Here is a 22414-nt window from a genome sequence, read left to right as displayed (position 1 = left end):
CTGTTCTCGCACTACGAGAGCATGTTGCTCTCCGTTCCATGGAAAACAGTCGGTCTCAAAAGAAAAGGCTTAGAGAGAAGCGCGGCGATGCCACTGTCCGCAAACAGGATTGGCATGTTCGGAACCGGACAATTTAAGCGCATCACGACATAAGCACATCACGACGCGCCCGAGAAAGTCGAGATATTCTCGATTCCTTTACGCTGTCTGATTACTCGGCTCGCAGCGCTTCGACAGGATCGACAACAGCGGTGCGGCGCGCGGGCAAATAGCTCGCAAGCGCTGCCGCCATGGCCAGGACAATCGGTACGGCTGTAAACGAGACCGGATCGAGTGGGCTGACGCCAAACAGAAGAGTCCGCATGAGACGCATGAGCACTGCGGCCGCGCCCAGGCCGGCGCCCATGCCAACGCCGGTAAGCACCAGTGCTGAGCGAACGAACATCCACATCAGTTCGGCCTTCTTCGCGCCCAGCGCCATGCGTATGCCGATCTCGCGCGTGCGTTGCGAGACGGCATACGAGATCACGCCGTAAATGCCGAGGATGCCGAGAGCGAGCGCCATGGTTCCGGCAATGGCCAGCATGACGAGTGTGAATGAGGTGCGGGCCATGGAGTCGCTGTAGATCTCCTGCATGGTGCTGATATCCGCAACCGGCAGATTCGAATTCACCGACCAGACGGCCTGCTGCATTTCGTTGATGAAGGTTTGCGTTCCGGCGCGATTAGTACGTATCGCGAAGTCGAGTGTGCGCCTGGCTCCTACAACTCCCGGGCCGAAGAGATCGTGCGAGATTGAGGGCCAGTACACGGTTGCGGGCGACACCTGATCGATGCCATTTTCACGCACATCCTGCACTACGCCCACCACTTTATACCAGGGTTGGTTGGGAAACTCGTGGAAGCGCTTGCCGATGGCGGCCTGTGGCGATCCCCACAGCTCGCGGGCCAGGCCCTCGGATAGGATTCCGATCGGCTGCATGTTGTAGATCTCCGCCCATGTGAAGTCGCGCCCGGCAATGAAGCTCGTACCGGCGGTATGGAAATAACCGGGCGAGACGTAGTTGAAAAGGCGCATGGGAGGATTGTCGCCTTCGTAGGTCTTGCCTTCGATGAGGATCTCATTCCAGGCAGGTTCGCCTCCGCTCATGGGAACGGCAGCGGCGAAGCCAGCGGAAGAAACGCCGGGAATCGCGGCCAACTTATCGAGGATGCTGTTCTGCATGTGCACGGCGGTTACGGAGTCGCGCACCAGCGTCTCCGGAATGTCGAGCCGCATGACCTGGAGAGATGCAGGATCGGAGAAGCCGGGATCGACGTTGCGCATCGCCAGGAAGGTGCGAATCATCAACACCGCCCCGACGAGCAACACTAACGCCATAGCCACCTGCGCAACCACCAGGAGGTTGCGGCCACGCTGCCGTTCGCGGCCTACGCTCGCCGTGCGCATCGCTCCGAGCAGGGTCACGCGCTGCTGCGAGGGAGCATAGCGCAGTACGGGGATCATGCCGAAGAGTAAGCCCGACAGCATGGAAAGGACCAGCGTAAAGGCAATCGACCAGCCGTCGAGCGAGATCTCGCTCATGCGTGGCAGCTCTACCGGCCCAATCGCAGACAACAGGCGAAGTCCTGCATAGGCTACTGCCACGCCTGCTGCTCCGCCCAGCAGGCCCAGCGTCACGCTCTCCAGCAGGAGTTCACGCGCAATCCGCCATCGTCCCGCGCCAAGCGCCGAGCGCACCGCAAGCTCCTGCTGGCGCGCATCGGCTCGGACCAGCAGCAGGTTGGCCACGTTGGTGCACGCGATCAGCATCACCACGCCGATTGTTCCCATAACCACCCAAAGCACCGCCGTGATGCTGCCCACCACGGTTTCTTTGAGCGGCTCCAGCGCCGGCGTGATCTTCCATCTCAGATACCAGTGCGAATCGGAGCCAGGGCCATTGCTCCACGAGTCCATCCACACGTTGAGCAGGCGCGCCGCATCGGCATTCGCCTGAGGAATGGTGACGCCTGGCCGGAGCCGAGCGATGCCGCGATACCCAAAGCCGGCCAGAATCTCCTTTACCGGATCGAGGGCCATTGGGACTAAGAGGTCGAAGTCGTAATTCACGATCTTGAATCCGCGCGGCATCACCCCGGCAATCACGCGCGGCTGCGAGTTAACCTGGATGGTGCGTCCCACCACTCCTGGGTCACCGCCAAAACGGCGCTGCCAATAGCCATAGCTCAACATAACCCGACCCAATCCATGAGGGTCCTGATCGGCCGCCGTAAGCCACTGGCCGGTGAAGGCAGGAACATTCAGCGTCTCAAGAACGCCGCCGGAAATCTGCGCAGTGTTTACCTGCTCTGGCTGCGCGATGCCGGTGATGCTCGCCGTGCCCGGTCCCCACACGCCCACCGACTGGAAGACGTGGCTGTGCGTAGCAAAAGTGAAGTACATCGAGGGCGAGAGGCGCAGCTCACTGCGAAACTCAGACAGGCCGGGTGCACCCGGCGCGTTGAGATGCAGCGAAACGAGCTGTTGCGGCTCCGGATAGGGCAGCGGCCGCAACAGCACACTGTTGAGTACGCTGAAGACCGCCGTATTCGCTCCAATGCCAATGGCCAGCGTCAGCAGCACCGTGATCGCGAACCCTGGCGACCGCCCCAGCCTGCGACATACATGCTTCAGGTCCACCAGCAGCGATTCGAGCCTCTGCCACTGCCACACTTCACGGCTCCGCTCGTGGAGAAGCGTCACATTGCCGAAATCACGGCGCGCTGCTCGTTCAGCCTCATCGCGCGACATGCCCTCTCCTATCAATTCATCGGTCCGTTCGTCGATGTGTTCCTGGATGGAGACAGAGATGTCGTCAAAGCGGCGATTTCTGAAGAAGCGACTGAACCGTGACAATCCACACCTCCTATGCTTTGGCTGCGGCAAGCACACGGGTAAAGCCTGCAAACATCCTCTCGAAACTGACAACTTCGCTTTCGAGATGACGAATACCTGCAGCAGTGAGCCGGTAAATCCGCGTCGGTCTGCCCTTGGCCGAGGTCCCAGTCTGAGCTTCCAGCAAGCCTTCCTTCAGCATTCGCTGTAGCGCCGGATAGAGTGAGCCCTCTTCCACCTGGAGCAGGTCTTCGGAAACCTGCTTGATGTGTTTCACCAGAGCGTAGCCATGCATGGGCTTCAGCCGCAGCGATTGGAGAATCATCATCTCCAGTGCGCCGGGGAAAAGGTCGCGATGTTCGGGGTTTTTCGCCATGCGCAATTCTAGGATCAGAATACCTATTTTGTAAATAGGTATTCTGCAGACAGATTCGGAATTCTTCCTAAACCCGTCAAGAATTCGCCGTCTTCTGCATCATTTGAACTCGTGAAGAGAGGAGGCGAGAATTCCCGCCTCTTCAAGCTTCAACTTCAAAGACGACCTCCAGCACTACAGGCACCCCGAGTGGGAGGCTTGCAAGACCGAGAACGGTTCGGACTGGGAGCTTGTCTTCCCCGAAGACGTCCCGCAGCAGTTCTGAAGCAGCGTCAGCTACCTTGGGCTGCGCGAAGAAGTCGCCTTCGGTTGCCAGGTACACCGCCAGTTTGACGACTTTGGTGACCCTGTCGAGCGAGCCCAGGTGTTTTCTCGCGGCAGAGAGTGCGTTCAGCGCCGCAATCTGTGCGGCCTCGCGGCCTTGCTCGACTTCGAACTCCTTGCCGAGCCGGCCCACGAACCTTGGCTCATGCCCAACAGCCGGGAGCATCCCGCTGAGATAGAGAAGGTTGCCCGTTTGAACGCTTTCCGCATAAGCGCCAAACGGAGTGGGAGCGGGCGGCAGCTCTATGCCGAGTTCGACAAGCCGACGCTCCGCCTTTGCCGTTTGCTTGCCCTTCGAGTTCACCATTTGCCGGAGTGCGAACCGCCGTCCACGTGCAGCACCTCCCCAGTCACGTGACGGGCTTCCGTGAGATAAACAACCGCGTCCACGATGTCGCTTACGTCCGAGATTGTACCCATCGGCGAGAGCGTCTTCAGAAAGTCCTTAGGATTGTTCTTGTGAAGCGGAGTATCGACGATGCCGGGAGCTACGGTGTTGAAGCGGATGTGCTCTTTCGCGTATTCGCTGGCAAGACTCCGAGTGACTGCTTCAAGACCACCCTTGGTAATCATCGGCACGGACGCGGTGATGCCGGCGATGGGATTCACAACCAGCGATGTGGTGATGCTGACCACGCTGCCACCCGAATTTTGCGCGAGCATCTGCTTCACGGTTCCCTGCGTAACGTAGAGAAAGCCTTCGAGGTTGGTGGATGAAAGTGCCTCCAGGTCCTCAGCCGTATAGTCTGTGAATGCTTTGGTGAAGAAGATACCTGCGTTGTTCACCAGAGCGTCGATCGATCCGAACTTGCTGACCGCGGTTTCTACTACCTTGGCAGCTACGGCGCTTTCGCCGATGTTGCCATCCACCAGCGCGAGCCGCTCGGAGCCGGAGAATGCCCCGGACTTAGTGATGTTGCGTGAAGTCGCGACCACGTTGTAGCCGCGATCGAGGAATGCCTGCGCCACACCGGATCCGATGCCTTGCGATGCTCCCGTGACGATGACTGTTTTCTGCTTGGTTCCCATATCAATTTCCCCTTGCTTGTGACGGCTTCTGTCGCCGTACACCACAAGAGACTCGCGACAACGTGATAGAGATGCGTCGTATGTTCCGATCAGGTGATCGGTATCACCTATCATTCTCGATCAAGCGTAACGCGATTTTCGGGAAATGGAAGGAAGTTCCTCGTCCAGAAGGTCGAGGAATGACTTCAGCGCAATCGATGGCTCCTTCTTCTGCCATGTGGCGACCAAGTCGATGCGAATGTTGTCAGGTTGCAGGCGAAAGAATTCCACGTTGTCGGCACGCAAGTTGCGAGCCGAGGCGGGAACGATGGCAACTCCTTCATCGGCTTCGACGGTAGAGAGTACGGATTGCATATTGTTAAGTTCGTTGTGCAGCTTTGGCGAGAAGCCATTGTCATTGCAGACCCGAACAATCGTATCGAAGACTTCGGGGGAGCTTGCGCGTTGAAAGATAACGAAGCACTCGCTGGCGAGATCTGCAATGCGAATCCGCTTCGCATTTACTTTGCGAGCCCTGGGAAGCGCCACTACCAGCGGTTCGCGGAAGATGAGGCGCGAGGTGTACAACGAGCTGCGATCTGCTGAAGGAGGACGCGTAAATCCGATGTCGATCTCTCCACGGTCAAATGCGATGTCCTGCCCGCATGGTACGTTTTCTTCAAGACGCAGTGCGACTCCTGGATGTCGTGACTTGTACTTGCGTAGCAAGTCGGAAAGAAACGGATACGTGGCAAAGCCCATGAAACCGATCCCGAGCCTGCCGATCTCTCCCTTAGCGGCGCGCTGTGCCATGGCAATCGATCGTTCCGCCTGTGCCAGAGTTTTGGTTGTTTCCTCATAGAAGACCTGGCCTTCCGGCGTGAGGCGGGCGGTGCGACGCTCACGGGAGAAGAGCTTGATACCGAGTTCACTCTCAAGATCCGACACTGCCTGGCTGATCGAAGGCTGGGCAACATATAAGTGCCGCGAAGCCTCGCGATATCCATTCCACTGAACGACTGCTGCGAAATAGCGAAGGTGTCTCAGTTCCATGTGATAGGAGCTCCCTATCACAGGATTAGATCATGCCGACAAATCCTATACATAGAAAACGTGAATTTGCAGATGTATGGATGATGCGCAATGCCAGATTAGTCCTGGCAAGTTCGGCCAATCGTGCTCGGGCTGGGCGTCTCGGCCAATGGGCGAACGTCAACCAGAAGTTCGCGCAGGAAGTGGTCTGGCTGCATGAATGCCGCAAAATGCCCCGCATCGGGGATCAAGGCCATGCGCTTGATGGGCGCGACCACGTCAGCGAAGAAGGCCTCGGCCTGCTCTAGCGTGGTCAACACATCGTTTTCCCCTTGAAAGATGAAGACTGGTATTTCAAAATGGGCGCCCTGTTTCCAGGCGTCGTATCGGGCTATCTCCGGCAGAAGCTTCTCCAGTGTGCGACGCATTCCTGCAACAAATGCGCGGACATCTTTCAGCGTCCATCCCGGCGTGTACCAGACTGCGTCCTTCAGCAGCTTCATGGTAGGGCGGAATCCTTGGGGATCGGACTTCATGGTCCAGCGAGCTATGACATTGTAATCTTCGGGACTCCAACGCGTAGGATCAGGTCCGATACGCTCGAGTGCTTTTACGCCTTGCTTAAGTCCAAGCGCGCGCAGGCGTTCGTGCACCTTACCATGCTCCTTGTCTCTTCCTCGCTGCATTCCAACATTCTGGTCTGTGCCGATATAGGCGTAAAAGAGATCCGGGCGGCGACGCACGACTTCAGTTCCGAAGGTCGAGCCAAGCGAACTCGCCAAAAGAAAGATCCTGTCTTTGCGGAGCCTGGCCTGTACATACTCCGCAACCTCGATGGCATCGCGGGTGAGCTGTTCGAAGCTGATTTCAGCGCTTCCGCGCGGGTCCATGCGGGAAAAAGTCCGGCCACCTCCGCGCTGGTCCCATTGAACGAGGGTGAAGTATTTCTCCCAGGGACGCAGGTGCGGCGTGAAGATGGAATAAGAGCAACCGGGACCTCCGTGAAGAATAAGAAGAACCGGATTATCTTGATGCTCGCCCCTGATCCCAATCCACTGGTCCATTCCGCCGATCCTGACGAAACTCTCTTCCACGATTCCATCGGTGCTTTTGATTTCTAACGCCGCCGCTGTCTTCGATTGCCGCAACTTTCTTTGAATCAGAGCAACTGCCGGAAGCCCAATAGCGACCATCAGCGTCAGCGCGCAAACCATCCAGATCATTCGATGCTCCTAACTGTGTATACTATACACAGTTGTAAAAGTACTGCAAGCGTAGTCGAAGGAGATCCAACAAACAGTGGGTGAGAGACTTGAGCACAAGCAAAATACCCGGTAAAAACCAGCGTGACGTAAATCTGACCTGGGGCACGAAGGCGCCTCCAAGCCGCGGTCCGAAACCCGCGCTTAGCCCGTCTCAGATCGCGCGCGCTGCAATTCTGGTGGCAGATGCCGAGGGTCTCGACGCAGTCACGATGCAGCGGGTGGGGCGGGAAGTGGGAGTCACAACCATGGCGCTGTATCGCTATTTCCCCGGCAAGGATGATCTGCTCGACCTGATGATCGACTCGGCCAGCGACTCCGCTGCGAACTTCGGGAAGCAGTCCTCGCCCTGGAGCCTGCGCCTGAAAAAGTGGGCGCGGCGCTGCCTGTCGATTTATCGGAACCATCCCTGGTTCCTGGAGGCCACTTCTGTACGCCATCGCCTTATGGGTCCGAATGAGTTGATGTGGATAGAAGCCGTTCTGGCGATATTGGCGGAATCGGGCCTGAGTTCGCAGGATCAGCACCACGCCTTTCTCGCCGTAATCGGCCATGTACGTGGGCACGCCACATTTCAGCGGATTGCAGAACGGCGTGAGTTGGAACAAGAGTGGATACACGATCTCGCTCCATTGCTGAGGCCAGAGGCCCATCGCTATCCCGCCTTGATGAGAGCGCTGGATTCGGGAACGTTCTTCAGGAATCCCGCCGCCGCGTTCGATTTCGGACTCGACTGTATCGTGGAGGGAATCCGTGCCCGCGCCTGCTCGCAAAGCAGGGAGCCCGATCGTCTTCCATCTGCAAGGAGGTCGCGGATCTTTGCTCCGGTCGCCCGGTGATATCGACCACGACTTTTTCGACGCGCGCCACGCAACTCGATTCGGTCGACATGAGCGGACCGCGACCACGGTCCACTCGAATATGAATGGGACCAAACCTGCGAAGCGATCAATCTTAAAGCCAACGCGATTGCCATACGATCATCCTGCATGTTGAGATTGAGACAGCAAAGCTTCTTACGAGATGATCGGAGTCAAGAGGTGTCCAAGGGTGTTGCCCTTCTTATCGTGCTTTTATTGATTGCGATAGATACAGCAGTAGCGGAACCGCCGGATGTTGGATTTCAGGGATACACGGCAAGGCTTTGGGAAGCACAAGACGGTCTTCCGAATCAGACTGCGCTAGCGTTCGCACAAACGAGGGACGGCGGCCTCTGGATCGGAACGAGGGGTGGATTGCTGCGGTTCGATGGGGCACGCTATGCGATCTATAACCGCGATATTGCGCCCGCAGTGTTGGAACGCGGTGTGAATTGTCTGATGGTTTCAAGGGACGGAAGTTTGTGGATCGGCACAGAGGGCGGTGGGTTGCTTCGTTACCGCAACCATGTGTTCCAAAGTTACGCGACCAGGGATGGGCGTACCGATGAGTTCGTACGCGCAATCTATGAAGATACCCGTGGAACGGTTTGGGTAGGCGCGGATCAGGGGCTCTTTCAGGTAGAGGGTTCCTCGCTGAAGCGGATCGACAGCAGAGATGGAACGCCAACGATCTTTGTGCGTGCCATCGTCGAGGACACGCGGGGGCATATCTGGGCGGGCGGCACGACGTTGCTCGAATTCATTGGCAATTCATTCGCGCATCAGTATCCGCTTCTAGGCGGGTCGGTTGCGAACCTGATCACTTCAATGTATTCCGCGCGCGATGGCTCGGTGTGGGCAGGGACGCTTTCTGGATTGGAACGGTTGACGCATTCCGGCGTCTTGTCGCGCATACCAGGCATCTCCGCACAGGTGAGTGTGATTCGGGAAAGCACAAATGGAACTCTGTGGGTGGGTACCATCGGACAGGGGCTATTCTGCTATCGCCAGTCCCATCTCTTCCATATCGCCTCCCGAAACCTGCCCAGCAGAACGGTTGAGGCGGTACTGGAAGATAGCGAACAGGATATCTGGTTGGGCACACAGGCAGGCATCGTGAGATTGAGCAGAACGCCGGTCAGCATCGTGCCCTTTCCTGGAGGTGCGGATTCCGAGTTCGAGACGCTTTACTACGACAGGGACGGGTCGATCTGGGTGGCTGCATCGACACACCTTTTCCGGATTCAAAACGGTATTGCGAGACCCTATGCGTTTCCCGGATTGCCCGGCCTGCGCGTTCGCACTCTGGTGCGCGACAGGCAAGGCGGTCTCTGGATCGGTACCGATGGCGCGGGGCTGCTGCACTCGGACGGCGAGCGCATTCAAAAATTTTCAAGCGGGCATGGATTAATCAACGACTTTGTGCGTGCGATTCTTCAGAGCAGAAATGGCGATATCTGGGTAGGTACGGATGGGGGCCTCACGCATCTGGGAGCGAAGGGCACGGAGAACTTCGATGTTAGGAACGGACTGGCCTATTTCAGCGTTACGGCGTTGTTCGAGGATCACGACGGCAATATTTGGGTGGGCACGAGCAGGGGCTTGACGGTTATATCGGGCGGAAAGATTATCCATAACATAGCGACCCAGTCGTTGCAGCAGGAGCAATTGTGGAGCATCTGCCAGGATGAGTCTGGCGAGTTGTGGTTTGGCGCGGGCAGCGGTCTTTATGGATTCAAAGACGGTAAACTCATTCATCTGACGACGGCCGATGGGCTTGCCAATAACACGATCTATCAGATACTGGATGACTCACGAGGGAATATGTGGTTGGGTGGTCCGAACACAGTCTCCAGGTTGCGAGTTCGCGATCTCGATAGCTACCAGCATGGCGCGCGGCTCAATCTAACTCTTTATGAGGAGTCTCAAGACCTGCAATCGGCTGAGCTTTATAGCGGCATGCAGCCAGGAGGAGCGGTTGCACCGAATGGAGATGTTTGGTTCCCGAGTAACAAGGGTGCAGTCCACATCGCGGTGGATAAGATTGTTCCCGCGAGATCCTCGCCGGTGGTTATCGATCGGCTAGAGGCGGAAGGTCAGTCTTTGCCGCTTAACCCGGAGATTGTGCTCAAGCCAGGCAACGGAAGGCTTGAGATTTCCTATTCCGCGATTCGTCTTCGCTCGCAGGAAGGTCTTCGCTACCGTTACAGAATGGAGGGGCTCGAGCCATGGCATGAGGCGTTTTCCCGGCGAACCGCTTATTACACGCATCTTCCGCCGGGTACATACCGGTTTCGCGTTGAGCTCTATGAGGTGGGCAATCCTGGCTCGGTCTCGGAAGCCTCCATTGTCATAGTGCAGCGGCCGCATCTGTATACGACATTGTGGTTTCTGGCGTGCTGTGTCCTTGCGCTGCTGGGGCTGGCTTTTCTTGCATATCGGATACGTCTACGCCAGATGAAGATGCATTTCCATCTGGTGAGCGAAGAACGTGCGCGGTTGGCTCGCGAAATGCACGACACATTGATCCAAGGATGCGTGGGCGTTTCCACATTGCTGGAAGCTGCTCTCGGAGTGGAGGTCACGGATGAGCCGTTGCGGCATCAACTCCTCAATTACGCCACCGAACAGGTGCGCGCGACAATCGAAGCGGCCCGTGAAGCAGTGTGGGCACTGCGAAATACATCTATGTCGGTTGTCGATGGGGGCACCTTGTGCGAGGATCTTGCCCGGCAGTTTTATGCTGACTCCGGTGTCCCGATAGGATGCCGCATCACGGGCGTCTCATTTCGGCTTGGCGAGCCGGCAACACACGAGCTTATGATGACTATCAGAGAGGCTCTTACCAACGCCATCTCACACGCAAGTCCGAGCAAGATCGATATCGATGTGTGTTTCACGGAACACGATATGAAGATTGCGATATGTGACGACGGTCGTGGTTTCGAACCAAATTCGTTGCTGTCCAGGAATGGCCATTACGGCATTATTGGGATGCAGGAGCGAGCTCGTCTATTTGGCGGCAATTTGACGATCGATAGCCTTCCGGCGAGCGGCACAAGAGTTCAGATCTGCGTTCCACGCAAGAGTAGAGGGATGGAAAGGAAATTCATAGGGAATGGCAGTTCAGGCAACCACAAAAATTAAAGTACTTGTAGTCGACGATCATCCAGTCGTCCGCGTTGGGATTAGTACGATCATCGATACGCAGGCGGACATGACAGTCGTTGCAGAAACCGGGAGCGGGGAGGAAGCAATTTCGCTCTTTCGCGAGCATCTTCCCGATCTGACTGTGATGGATCTTCGCCTGGAACGTATGAGTGGCGTCGCATGCATTCGCAAAATCCGTAAGGAGTTCCCGGAGGCGCGCTTCGTTGTTCTGACTACGTATCGAGGAGACGAAGATATCCATCAGGCCCTCCAGGCCGGAGCGGTCGGTTACCTCATCAAAGGGATGCCCCGTCAGCTCCTGTTGGATGCGCTACGACGGGTTCATGCGGGCGATAGATTTCTTCCGCCATCAGTGACCGAAGCTCTTGCGTCCCGCAAGCCCGATGGGGAATTGAGCCCGCGTGAGCACCAGGTTCTTTTGCTCTTGGCGAGAGGAAAGTCCAACAAGGAGATTGCTTCGGCTTTGGGCATTGCCGAAGTCACGGTGAAATGCCACTTGAGCATGATCTTTCTTCGCCTTAACGTTACCGATCGGACACAAGCGATTATTGCTGCAGCGCAACGCGGGCTAGTCCATCTCTAAAAATCCACCCTTAAGACTTAATTGAATCTCCATACTTTTGTATGATTGTCAGCCGTTGTTCTTAGAGCATAGGCTTTACTGCGAACGTGAGACGGCACTTTTTGATTGATTCTATTTGGCTAGTTAAGCTCCGATGCCACCGAATATCCGTCTACAAGAATTTAAGTTCTGGAAAATTTTGGCTACGTGACACTTGAAGTGATCGAGAGGAATTGGATGGTTTGCAAACGTTTACAAATATTTCTGCTTTTGCTCTTTGCCTTGTTCGCTGCTCCAGCGCTCCTCTGGGGACAATCGGATCGCGGCACAATTACCGGCACGGTCAGCGATTCTTCGGGAGCGGTGATGGACTCAGTCGAGGTCGTTGCAACACAGGTGACGACCGGAGAGCAATTCAAGGCTGTATCGAACGATCATGGCTTCTACTCTCTGCTTGATCTTCCGATCGGCGCGTACAATGTCAGCTTCCAAAAAGCCGGATTCAAAGATTTAGATCGGGCTGGAATTGTTGTAGAAACGCAGCATACCTTGCAGGTGGACGCCGCGCTGACAGTCGGCGCCATAACGGAGACTGTGGAGGTAACGGGTACACCGGTGCTTGAGCTTCAGCCCGAAGTGGGCACCAACATGAGCGCCCAGGAGATGACGGACCTTCCCTTAACCGTCAGCGGCGGACGAGACATTACCAGTTTCGCCTTCGCCGTTACGCCCAATGTTTCCGGCAGCGAATGGAGTTCCAATATTGCAGGCTCGCAAGCATTCACCAAGAGCGTAATGATCGACGGTACGTCGACGGATTCGGGCATGGTTGGACATATCGGCGAGTCGGAGCCCAGTATGGATGCGGTACAGGAATCCCAGGTTGACACGACGGGTCTGCGTGCTGAGGACGGGCGCAGTGGAGGCGGTGCATTTCTATACGAGATGAAATCCGGCACCAACGAATTCCATGGTGCAACATTCGGCTTCCTCGCGAACGAGTTTCTGAACGCGAATACCTGGGTCAACAACTGGTATCTTTCACAGTGCGCAACTGGCGACACAGCATGCGTACAGGACAATCGCCGCGCCATGGACCGCTATTTCGATTATGGCGCCAGCGGCGGCGGACCGCTCTGGAAGAAGCGCAAGATGTATATCTTTGCGGCGTATGAGCGGTACCAGCAGGCAGACTGGCGGGAGACTCCGAACAGCGGCACTGTGCCGACGGCAAAGATGCTCACGGGGGACTTCAGCGAGCTGTTGCCGGCTGCAGCAAGCGCATTGGGTACGGCAACTTGTCCCAGCAGTCCATGTCCGATTATGAACGGCACTACGCCCTACAGGGATTCCGTGGGAAACACGATCTATTACGGCTCGATCTTTAGTCCCACGGGGAATGTCTATCCGGGCAATGTTATTACGGACCCCATCAGCCCGATCGCGCAGAAGATCGCTTCTATATATCAGCAGTACTACAAGCCGACTTCAGCAGGCGTGGTTAATAACTATTCAACGTTGACCAATAATGAGCCGGCATTTACACAGACGCAGTTAAGTCTGAAGTACGACTGGGCGGTAAGGGACAGCGATCACATTGCGGTCTCGTATATTTACAACCTGCGTCCGCGCACCTGCACAGGCGCGTGCGGAGCCGCTTCGAATACGACGCTGTGGCAGGCCGGCACGACTACGGGCGGCCCGCTTTCCTTTGGCTTGCAGCAGACTACGGTCAGTAATGAATATCGCGGCAGCGAGACGCATACCTTCTCGCCGAACATTCTCAATGTCATCGCTTATACGTTCAATTCGTTTCAGAACAAAAGCACAGCCACAACTTTGCTGGCCAATTCTACAAACTGGCCCGATCAGATTGGCTTCGGTTCAGTCGATCCCCTCCATATTTTCCCTCAAATCGCCCTCAATGGGTCGCCGAATGGCCTGGGCGAAACCTCGATCGGCACTTCTCCGGAATATAGCGGCGGAGGATATGTTGCGTATAACGCTATTGTCAATGAGTCGCTGTCGTGGACCAAAGGCCGTCACACGATGAAGTTCGGAATGGAGTACCGCGAATTGGGCTTCAACTCCGATAGCGCCGGCGGGGCCTTGAAGTTCAACTATTCCAACAACACCTTCGCTCCGACGAATACCAGTGTTCAGCCTTATGTGGGCTCCGCTTTTGCGAACCTGATGCTCGGCCAGGTGCAGAGCGCCAACCAGCAAGTCCCCTTCAATCTCGACAGCCGCCGCAAGGAAGTAGCGTTTTTCGGTCAGGATGATATTCGGATCAATTCACGGCTTACACTTAGCGCCGACTTGCGCTGGGAACTGACGCGACCGTTGCATGTATTGGGCGGCACCTGGTCAGACTTTAATGTGAACGCTCCCAATCAAGTGTTTGGAGGCATTCCTGGAGCCTACACATGGCTCAGCAATCCCAACGGGAGCTTCGAAACTTATACCGACTGGCATCAGTTTGCTCCGAAGCTTGGTGCGTCTTATCAAGTTACCAGCAAGATGGTGGCTCGCGGCTCACTCGGGGTCAACTATGTTCCACTTGGGTGGAACGGATACTCGGGTGTGCCGTATGGGTCTGCGGTAGGCTTTACCGGTCTCAATCAAGTGCTCGAGGTGTCGGCTCAAGCGCCGGCATTTCAATGGGACAAGAGCCCATACCCTGGCATCAATACTCCTCCAACCGGCGCTGATCCTACTTCTGCTGCACTTCAGACGAGTTGGGGTCCGGCCAGCATCGATCCTCATAGCCGACAGCTAGGACTTACGGAGAACTGGTATGCCGGGCTGCAATATCAACTTCCCGGAGATGCAAAGGTGGAAGTCAGCTATCTTGGCAACACTGGCCGAAACCTGCATGATGGAGCGTTGAATCCGACTAACTTTCCGACATGGAGCACTTATCAGAAGCTGCTGAACTCGGGTAACATCTGGGACTGGGTGTCGAGCGCCAGTTCGGCGGCAAGCGCGGGCGTGCCGTATCCTTATCCCGGTTTTTCAGGGGAGGCGTACTTCGCCATCAATCCGTACCCGCAAGTCCAGGCCTGCTATTGCGGCGGAGTCTTTTTTACCAACTCGCCGCTTGGCCAGTCAGGGTATAACGCCATCACGGTAGAAGGAAGCAAGCAGCGCGGCGCGCTCAATCTGGACATGAGCTATAACTGGTCGCGATCGACGGGCAATACAGGCTCGGCGCTGACCGATACCTGGACGTACAATTACTGGTGGCAGGATCCGTATCAGTACAAGCATGAGGCCGGTTATGCGCACACCAACGATACGGTGAAAGGTTATCTCAGCTACGGTCTGCCATTTGGCCAGGGACGCAAGTTCCTCTCCGAGTCCCGAGTGCTCAATTATGCAGTTGGCGGCTGGACTGCGGGAACAATCGTTTCCTATGGCAATGCTGGTCAATTGGGGGCGGTGGGCTCCATGAATTACTATCCGGGATGGAGCGCGGTATACACCAACGTGGCTTCGCATCCCAACTTCAAAAACCAATTCAAGAGTTATAATCCAGCGTGGAATCCTTCGATTGCCGGAGAGGCCCCCGATCCCAGTAGTCTTTTCGTGGACCCGAGTAACTTCTCCAATCCAACCTTTGGCCAACTCGGCAACAGTCCCACGCTATTCAGTAATTGGCGCGGTTGGGCGGCGCCGCAAGAGAATGCGAGCCTGTTGAAGAAGACTCATTTTGGTTCAGACGGGCGCTATGTCGTCACACTGCGCGCTGAGTTCTTCGACGTCTTCAATCGGCACTATTGGAACAACCCAAACACGACCTTTGGCAGCGGCTATTTCGGACATGTCAATGGTGTGTCGGGAAATCGCACTGGCCAAGTTGGCGCTCGGTTCGAATGGTAGTTAACCGGAATCAGTGGCGGCGGTCGATTCAGATCGCCGCATTTCGGTTGCAGGTTGGTCTCCGTGCATCATCGTCTGTGCCGGAGCACGCTTTCGTTGAACATTCCACATAAGGTCTCGAGAATCGCTATGCGTAAATCATTCCAAATAATTCAACTCGCCTGCCTTACTCTATCGCTTTTAATTGTTCTTGCAGTGCAATCCTTATTTGCCGAAGATTCTTTCGCTCCCGGGGCAGTATGGCTTGACTCGCAAGGTGTCGCAATCAATGCGCACGGAGCGGGATTTCTCTATCGTGATGGGAAATATTACTGGTACGGAGAATTCAAGACAGCGGGTCGCGGCGGCAATGTAGCCAACGTCGGGTTCTCATGTTATTCCTCGCGTGATCTATATCACTGGAAGAACGAAGGCATTGCGCTTCGCGTCTCTGACGATCAGTCCAGCGACATCGTGGCGGGCTCCGTCCTCGAGCGCCCGAAGGTTCTCTATAATGCGCGCACAAAACAATATGTGATGTGGTTCCACCTTGAACTGAAGGGGCAGGGTTACCGTGCAGCCCGCGTTGGCATCGCCGTCAGCAGCAAGCCGATTGGACCATTCCATTATCTGAAGAGTTTTCGTCCAGATAATGAAATGTCACGTGATATGACGCTCTTTCAGGATGAAGATGGAAAGGCGTATCTTCTCACTGCTTCGGAAGAGAATCAAACGATGCATCTTTCGGAATTGAGCGAAGACTATCTCTCAACCAGCGGTCGCTGGAGGAGAGTCTTCATCGGCGAAAAGCTTGAAGCGCCAACCATTCTTAAGTATGGAAACAAGTACTACTTTGTCGCTTCTCATTGCACAGGCTGGGCGCCGAATGCGGCCTATGCGGCTATAGCCGATTCGATATGGGGTCCGTGGACGCCGTTGGGCAATCCATCAATCGGTCCGAACGCGGACAAGACATTTCTTGCTCAGGGAACTTATATGCTGCCTGTGCACGGAAAAGCTGGCGAGTTTATCTTCGTCGCCGATCGTTGGAATCCCGACAACGCAATCGACGGGCGCTATCTGTGGTTGCCTGTCGAATTCACTTCCGAGGGACTCGCGATTCGATGGAGAGATCGTTGGCAGCTCAGTGACTTTTCCTCTCTTGCGAAAGCCGCTTTGCGGTCAGCTTCGCCAGCAGCTCAATAGATAAAAGCCGAGGAGGCTCACTGTGAACAGATCGCTCGTCCTGCTCCTGGTAGGACTATCCCTTGCTGCGCCAATCTCGTTACGCGCGACTACTTTTTATGTGGACTCGCTCCGCGGCAACGATTCGAATGCAGGCACGTCGCCAGCCACTTCATGGAAGTCTCTGCAAAAAGTGAACGAAAATCACTTCGGGCAAGGAGACCATATTCTGTTTCGTAGCGGCTCACGCTGGGAAGGGCAGCTGGCGTTGTCGAGTTCGGGAGTAGATGGGGCGCCTATCGTCATCGATCGTTATGGAGACGGACCACTTCCGCGCATCGACGGGAATGGCGCGGTGGAAGATGTTGTCCATCTTGAAAACGTTGAAGAAGTGGAAGTGCGGCATCTTGAGATCACCAACCATGGAGCAGAGCCAAGCCTCAGGCGAGGTGTACTGATCGCAGTCACGAACTTTGGAACAGCTCATCATCTCGTAGTTGCCGATCTCTATATCCACGATGTGAACGGGACAAATGAACGCAAAGAAAACGGGGGCATTCTCTTTCGCACCATTGGCGACAAGGTTCCAAGTAGATTCGATGGCTTGACGATTGAACGGAACATTGTTTGGAAGGTTGACCGTTCCGCCATTGCGGGACAGAGCACGGAGACGCCGCGAACCAGGTGGTATCCAAGCCTGCACGTCGTAATTCGCGATAACTACGCCGAAGATATCGGTGGTGACGGCATCGTTCCCTGGGCAACCGATGGCGCGCTGATAGAGCATAACATCGTATTGCACTGCAACAGGCGCGCGGGGAGTTATAACGCTGGAATCTGGCCGTGGAGCACGGACAACTCACTCTTCCAGTTAAATGAGGCCGCATTCACGCACACGACTCGCGACGGAGAGGGATTCGACTCAGACTTCAACTCGAGAAATACGCACTTCCTTTATAACTATAGCCACGACAACGAGGGCGGATTCATGCTGATTTGCACGCCCGGCAAGCGCAACCCTGCGGAAAATTTCGGCAATACCGGCACCGTAATCAAATACAACATCAGCCGGAATGATCACACACGAATCTTCAATTTAAGTGGAGCCGATCAGACAACCGTCGAGAACAATGCGATTTATATAGGGCTGCAGGATGACGTGCAAGTGCTCCTGGTGAGCAGTTGGGATGGGTGGTCAAAAGGCGCAATTTTCCGGGGAAATCTATTCGATGTCGCGGGGACAGGCCACTATGGCCATGAAGTGAAACATAACCCGGACGGGACATATGAGATTGATCCAGGGTGGGGCGGCGCTACAGACATACAGTTTGAAGGGAATCAATATCTAGGCAGGAATGTAGATCTGCCGCATGATCCAGCCGCCGTTATCGATCAAAATTATCGTCCCGCAACGTTCGACTGGAAGGAACCGGTCTTCGATCCCGCCCATCCAGAACGGTTTTCCGCGTACCTGACGAAGCATCGGCAGTGGATGCTGCACCTTCTTGCGAGTCAGTTTGGACGACCGCCACGCCTCCAAGAAGCGCTTTCGAATACAACTGAGTCCCGAGACAAATAGGATTTTGGCTAGCGAAGATGCTTTGTGCGGGACGGAGTTGTTAGTAGGGAGATTGTGAAGGTGGCGCGTACGGCTGGCCGAACTTGTTGGTATGACCCTTTTCCTGTGGTGAGCTTACTGGGATGTTGAGCTCACCGAGGTCCACGATACCCGTGGTAATATGCACGGGTCGGCTCAGCGCGTCCAGGGCCGAGAGGCGGATACCTTCGATCCAAAGATGCAGCCTGTAGTCGCCCGAAGGGATGCCGGTGAGCAAGAAGGTATCGTTGTGGTCTGCGACGGCGTAGAGCGAGTTGGAGAGCGCGACAACAACGGCGCTCATCTCCGGATGAATGTTGCAGAAGATGTAGGAGACGCCTTCACGTGAGAAGTTGACGGACTTGCTGGAGCCAGCTTCATAAAGGCCGAGGTCGAAGCGCTTTCCGTCAAAAAGCGAGAAGACATTGTGAAAGAAAGGGTCCTTGTTGGGGAATTGGACCACTGCTCCTACCGGCACCACGAGCAGGTGTGGAAGAAACATGCGATTCTTCTGCGCCAGAGTGTAGTGTTCGCTGGAGATGAAGGGAACGGCTGGGGTTCCCGCAAGTGGCTCGAGCCAGAGGACCGCAGGGACAGCGTGGTGGACGGTCGTATGCGGCCAGGTCAGATGGAGACGTATCTCAGCGCCCTGTTCGCCTGCCGGGCGTGAGTGGGCCTCCATCGCAGTGGCAGGACACAGCGAAGCGCACAGAAACCAGCACAAAGATCGTGCGTATCGCAAATATCGTGCGTTATTCATCCGAACTTATACCCGGCTTTCCATCAGAGTTGTATCACCTCAGAATTTGTATCCAGCGGCAATGCCAAAGATATTGCTGGTGGCTGTAGTGCCGGAGACGGGCGAACTCTCAAGTCGTCTGTATTCGACGGAGAAGAGCAGCGATGCGGTCGGACTATAGATGAAATTGCCAGTGAATGTCCGAGTGGCATCGAGGTTCTGGTAGATGCTTCCAGTGGAGAGAGCATAACGGCGCAGTTGGCGCGCGAAGATCATATCTGTGCCGAAGGCGGCATTGAACTCAAGGCGGTTGTTGATCCGTTCCTTGAGCTGAGCCCATCCTCCGACACTATCGAGCGGATGGATGTAGAAGTCGAAGTTTGAATCGATATAGTACGCGATGTCCTTGTAGGCTCCGCCGCCGAGTCCTCCAAGGGCGAGGCCGCGGTAGGCGCTGCTGGTGAACTCAAGGCCGGCGGGAAGATGCAGGTTGGTATCGACTGTTGCGGCCCAGCTGTCGAAGTCCTTTCCGTAAGCAAACCGGTGCGGAGCGTAGTAGCCCCCGAGGCCAAAATGATTTTCCTTTTCCGCCGTGCCGGAGCGGAAGAGAGCGATACGCGTTTCGACACCCGGCCAACGGCTCTGCTCCGCCGTGCCCGGGGGCGTGCTGCTGGCGGATGTAGAGGAGGGGATGATGGGAGTTGTTGGAGGATCGGATACGTCGATCAGCGCGGCCTGTAGACGCAGTCCCTGCGATGTTCCGAAGGGAATGTCGCGGGTGAGGCCGATCTGTGGATTCCAGGTCCAGAGGTTGCCCGACCAGGCCAGCGCCGGCTCGGCGACGGCAGCGAGAGACGTTGGCGAATCGGGGCTTACTATTGGGCGATCTAAGGCGAAGAATGCCTCAGTGTTGGACCACTGCAAAGCGGCGTGTGCGGTGCGGAGGCGGAGCAGAGCGGAATTGCCGGAATAGAGCCCGGCAAAGCTCCCGGGGCTGATGCTTGATTGTGAGCTTCCGGAGAAATCGACGCGCAGATCAGCGAAGCTGGAGGCACCGAAGATGTGCGGTCCGCGAGCGTCGAAGCCCAGGATAGTCTGCTTGATTGTGGCCCCGGTGCTGCCTGCTCCGCCGACGGCAACGGTGGGCGTAGCCGAGACGTCAACCTGGCTGGTGTTGACGAAGCCATTGAAGAGCACGAGGCCGGTAATCTTGACCGGGTATTTCGATGCGCTTTCGACCTTTGCCTGCTCGTGGGTGGCGATCTGCGATTCCTGGAGCGCTTGGCGCTCACGAAGTTCGTTGATAGCTACGTCGGTAGAACTGGACGAGGAGGATGAGTCCGCAGCCACGCTTGTTCCAGCGGCAAGTTCCGCGACGGGGCCGCTCATGGTTGGAACGGAAGGCGAGGCCGGTTCCTGTTGCGACATCTGCTTCCGCAGGGCAGATAGTTGCTCGCGGACTGCGTTCAACTGGCGCTGCGACTCTTCAAGCTGTGCCTGGGTAACCTCAAGAATTCTTGTCAGGTTCTCAATCTGTGTGGAGAGATCGGGCCGGGGAGGATCCTGTGCCGGAGCCTGCGCGGAGAGTGTGTATGAGAAAGCTGCCAGCATCATCGCAAGGAGCCATGGCCCTGGGTGACAAAGAAGAGGGAGATATCTGGTGTCAGATACTCTCTGCGTGGATTCATGTTGTCTCATGGGACATCATCCGCTCGTGTTGTTCTGTGTCTGAAGAAACATCGGCAGAAGACAGCTGCGGATCGCGAGCTATGCGCATCTGAAAGACTGTCTCGCCGGGACGGCTGCTGAGGAGGACGATATCGCCTCCGTGCTCGGCGGCGATGCAGGCAGTGAGGGTGAGGCCGAGGCCGGTGCCCTTGTGTTTACCGACGCTGACGAAGGGTTCAAAGAGATTGCCGCGAATGCTTTCCGGCACGCCTTCACCGTTGTCAGCGATTCTAAGGATAACCTGTGTCTCTTCGGCCTGCAGAATAACGGTCACTGTGGGTGTCTCGCCGTTGAGGCGTGTGGACTGGCAGGCGTTCAGCAGCAGATTGAAGATCCCGCGTTCGATCTGTTTGCCGTCGATCATGGCGTAGGTTTGTGTCGCATCGTCGCTGCGAGACACGATGCGGACGCCATCTGAGTCAGGATGCGCGCGGACAAGAGCGATCGCCTGTTCCAGGATTTTGGAGACGGATTCGGAAGAGCGCGAGATCTTCTGCCCGGTGCGGCTGAAGATGAGCAGCGATTCGATCATCTCTGTGGCTCCGAGAACAGCGATGCGAATTTCGTCGAAAATCTCGGCGCGCTCCGGCTCGGAGATACGGCTGGTGAGCAGGAACTCCGCGTTGGCATAGATCGAGGCGAGGTAGTGGCGGAAGTCGTGGGAGATAGAGCTGGCCATGCGGCCAATGGTGGCGAGACGTTCGGCCTCAAGACGGGCCTGGTTTGCATCCTGGATCTCGTGGCGCATTGCGGAGAAGGCTGTGCTCAGCTGGCGGACTTCGCGGGTGCCGTAACGGGGTATGCGATAGTTGCCATTGCCGATCGCAAAGGCGCGTACGCTGCGAGAGAGCTGTTCGAGGGGCCTGGTGAGGATGCGCGAAAGGACGATCATCAGCGCGGCGCCGCAGAGAAGAGCGAGAGCGCCGACAGAGAGGATCATGCGATCGATGTGGTTGATGGAACGCTCAGCCGGGGCAAAGGATTTGAGCACGACAAGCTGCAGGGGCGCGGTCGCTGAAGAGGATAGGTCTTGTGCGGCGGCGAGGTAGTGCGTGCTTCCAGACTCGACAGTGGCAGGAGCCCCCGGCTTGCCGCCAAGCAACCCCGGTTGGCGAACGACGTCGGTGAGGGTGGCGGGATCGAGGGTGCTGGCGACGACCTGGCCGCCGCTCAGGAAGGCCGCTTCTACACCCGTGGGGCTACTGATCTGCCGCACTGTGCGTTCGATAGAGGCGCCGCTGATGACATAGCCGAGAAGGGTTCCGGTCTCTTCACTACCGAAGAAGAGCGGACGTACGGAGCAGGCGTAGAGGGAGTTTCCATCAATCAGATAATGCTTGCCTGGAGCTGTCAGCAAAGAACTAAGCCCTTGACGCAAGGCGGCGTCTGAAGAGGAGCCGCGGGTGTATGCGGCGATGACGCGGCCGCTTGAATCCGCGAGTGCGAAGAGATCGTTGCCGCTGGTATTCCAGAACTCGACGGCGCCATCCTGGATCGTAAGGTCGTCTCGACTGGTCATGAGGGCTTTGAGCGTGGGCAAATTGGCCAGAAGCGCATTTTCGCGATCGAGTGCGCTGATGCGCTCGCCCTGCATGTCCTCAAAGGTAGTGACGGAGTGAGTCAGATCCTGGGAAAGATTTTCAGAAACCTCTTGGTGAAGCTCGTGACGGATGAGCAGGAGCGAGAGGCCGGTGACAAGGATTGTCACCAGGGCCATGGCGAAGACGAGCAGCAGATAGGTGCCAATGCCGGGTGACCGTGGCGCAAGGTCAGCAGCGAGCGCATGCAAGTTGTCGGAAGGTGCGGGCCGTGTCGCTTCGTCCATATTTCC

General features: G+C 56.4%; 15 protein-coding genes. 6 read left to right on the top strand and 9 right to left on the bottom strand.

The features are described from left to right. Positions 1 to 211: 211 nt before the first annotated feature. The 6 genes from OHL23_RS13725 to OHL23_RS13700 form a co-directional block, all read right to left on the bottom strand. Positions 212 to 2899, bottom strand: a complete 2688-nt coding sequence (locus OHL23_RS13725) for an ABC transporter permease (RefSeq protein WP_263352466.1) — start codon at positions 2897 to 2899, stop codon at positions 212 to 214. Positions 2900 to 2909: 10 nt separating this feature from the next. Beyond that, positions 2910 to 3254, bottom strand: coding sequence for a PadR family transcriptional regulator (locus OHL23_RS13720; RefSeq protein ID WP_263352465.1), 345 nt, complete (start codon positions 3252 to 3254; stop codon positions 2910 to 2912). Between the two features lie 142 nt (positions 3255 to 3396). Next, positions 3397 to 3885: a RidA family protein gene (locus OHL23_RS13715; protein ID WP_263352464.1), complete on the bottom strand. Its 489-nt coding sequence runs from the start codon at positions 3883 to 3885 to the stop codon at positions 3397 to 3399. Further along, on the bottom strand, positions 3879 to 4607 hold the full coding sequence (locus OHL23_RS13710; RefSeq protein ID WP_263352462.1) for an SDR family NAD(P)-dependent oxidoreductase: 729 nt from the start codon (positions 4605 to 4607) through the stop codon (positions 3879 to 3881). Before OHL23_RS13710 ends, OHL23_RS13715 begins: the two co-directional genes overlap by 7 nt. Before the next feature lie 120 nt (positions 4608 to 4727). Next, complete coding sequence (locus OHL23_RS13705) at positions 4728 to 5639, bottom strand: LysR substrate-binding domain-containing protein (protein WP_263352460.1); 912 nt, start codon at positions 5637 to 5639, stop codon at positions 4728 to 4730. Positions 5640 to 5737: 98 nt separating this feature from the next. Further along, entirely contained in the window at positions 5738 to 6841 is a 1104-nt protein-coding gene (locus tag OHL23_RS13700; RefSeq protein ID WP_263352458.1) for an alpha/beta fold hydrolase, read from the bottom strand. Between the two features lie 89 nt (positions 6842 to 6930). On the opposite strand from OHL23_RS13700, the gene OHL23_RS13695 reads away from it, so the two are divergent. The 6 genes from OHL23_RS13695 to OHL23_RS13670 all read left to right on the top strand — a co-directional run bounded on the left by OHL23_RS13695 (position 6931) and on the right by OHL23_RS13670 (position 18098). Next, the gene (locus tag OHL23_RS13695) at positions 6931 to 7719 is read left to right on the top strand and encodes a TetR/AcrR family transcriptional regulator (RefSeq protein ID WP_263352457.1); all 789 of its coding nucleotides are present in this window, start codon (positions 6931 to 6933) and stop codon (positions 7717 to 7719) included. A gap of 201 nt (positions 7720 to 7920) precedes the next feature. Further along, positions 7921 to 10887: a sensor histidine kinase gene (locus tag OHL23_RS13690; protein ID WP_263352456.1), complete on the top strand. Its 2967-nt coding sequence runs from the start codon at positions 7921 to 7923 to the stop codon at positions 10885 to 10887. Further along, on the top strand, positions 10859 to 11494 hold the full coding sequence (locus OHL23_RS13685) for a response regulator (protein ID WP_263352455.1): 636 nt from the start codon (positions 10859 to 10861) through the stop codon (positions 11492 to 11494). The genes OHL23_RS13690 and OHL23_RS13685 overlap by 29 nt, the downstream gene beginning before the upstream one ends. Positions 11495 to 11710: 216 nt before the next feature. Next, positions 11711 to 15355, top strand: a complete 3645-nt coding sequence (locus OHL23_RS13680; RefSeq protein ID WP_263352453.1) for a TonB-dependent receptor — start codon at positions 11711 to 11713, stop codon at positions 15353 to 15355. Positions 15356 to 15484: 129 nt separating this feature from the next. Beyond that, complete coding sequence (locus OHL23_RS13675; protein ID WP_263352452.1) at positions 15485 to 16540, top strand: glycoside hydrolase family 43 protein; 1056 nt, start codon at positions 15485 to 15487, stop codon at positions 16538 to 16540. 22 nt (positions 16541 to 16562) lie between these two features. After that, a complete protein-coding gene (locus OHL23_RS13670) occupies positions 16563 to 18098 on the top strand; it encodes a right-handed parallel beta-helix repeat-containing protein (RefSeq protein ID WP_263352451.1) in 1536 nt (511 codons plus the stop codon). A 40-nt stretch (positions 18099 to 18138) separates the two neighbouring features. Here the strand turns inward: OHL23_RS13670 and OHL23_RS13665 are convergent, their stop codons facing one another. From OHL23_RS13665 to OHL23_RS13655, 3 genes are all read right to left on the bottom strand, one after another. Further along, entirely contained in the window at positions 18139 to 18876 is a 738-nt protein-coding gene (locus tag OHL23_RS13665) for a cupredoxin domain-containing protein (protein ID WP_263352450.1), read from the bottom strand. 39 nt (positions 18877 to 18915) lie between these two features. Further along, positions 18916 to 20469, bottom strand: coding sequence for a hypothetical protein (locus OHL23_RS13660; RefSeq protein ID WP_263352449.1), 1554 nt, complete (start codon positions 20467 to 20469; stop codon positions 18916 to 18918). Between the two features lie 70 nt (positions 20470 to 20539). Further along, positions 20540 to 22408, bottom strand: a complete 1869-nt coding sequence (locus OHL23_RS13655; protein ID WP_263352447.1) for a sensor histidine kinase — start codon at positions 22406 to 22408, stop codon at positions 20540 to 20542. Positions 22409 to 22414 lie beyond the last annotated feature (6 nt).

It is taken from the genome of Acidicapsa acidisoli (assembly GCF_025685625.1).
In the GTDB taxonomy this organism is placed as follows: domain Bacteria; phylum Acidobacteriota; class Terriglobia; order Terriglobales; family Acidobacteriaceae; genus Acidicapsa; species Acidicapsa acidisoli.
This window is presented reverse-complemented; position numbering and strand designations above follow the sequence as displayed.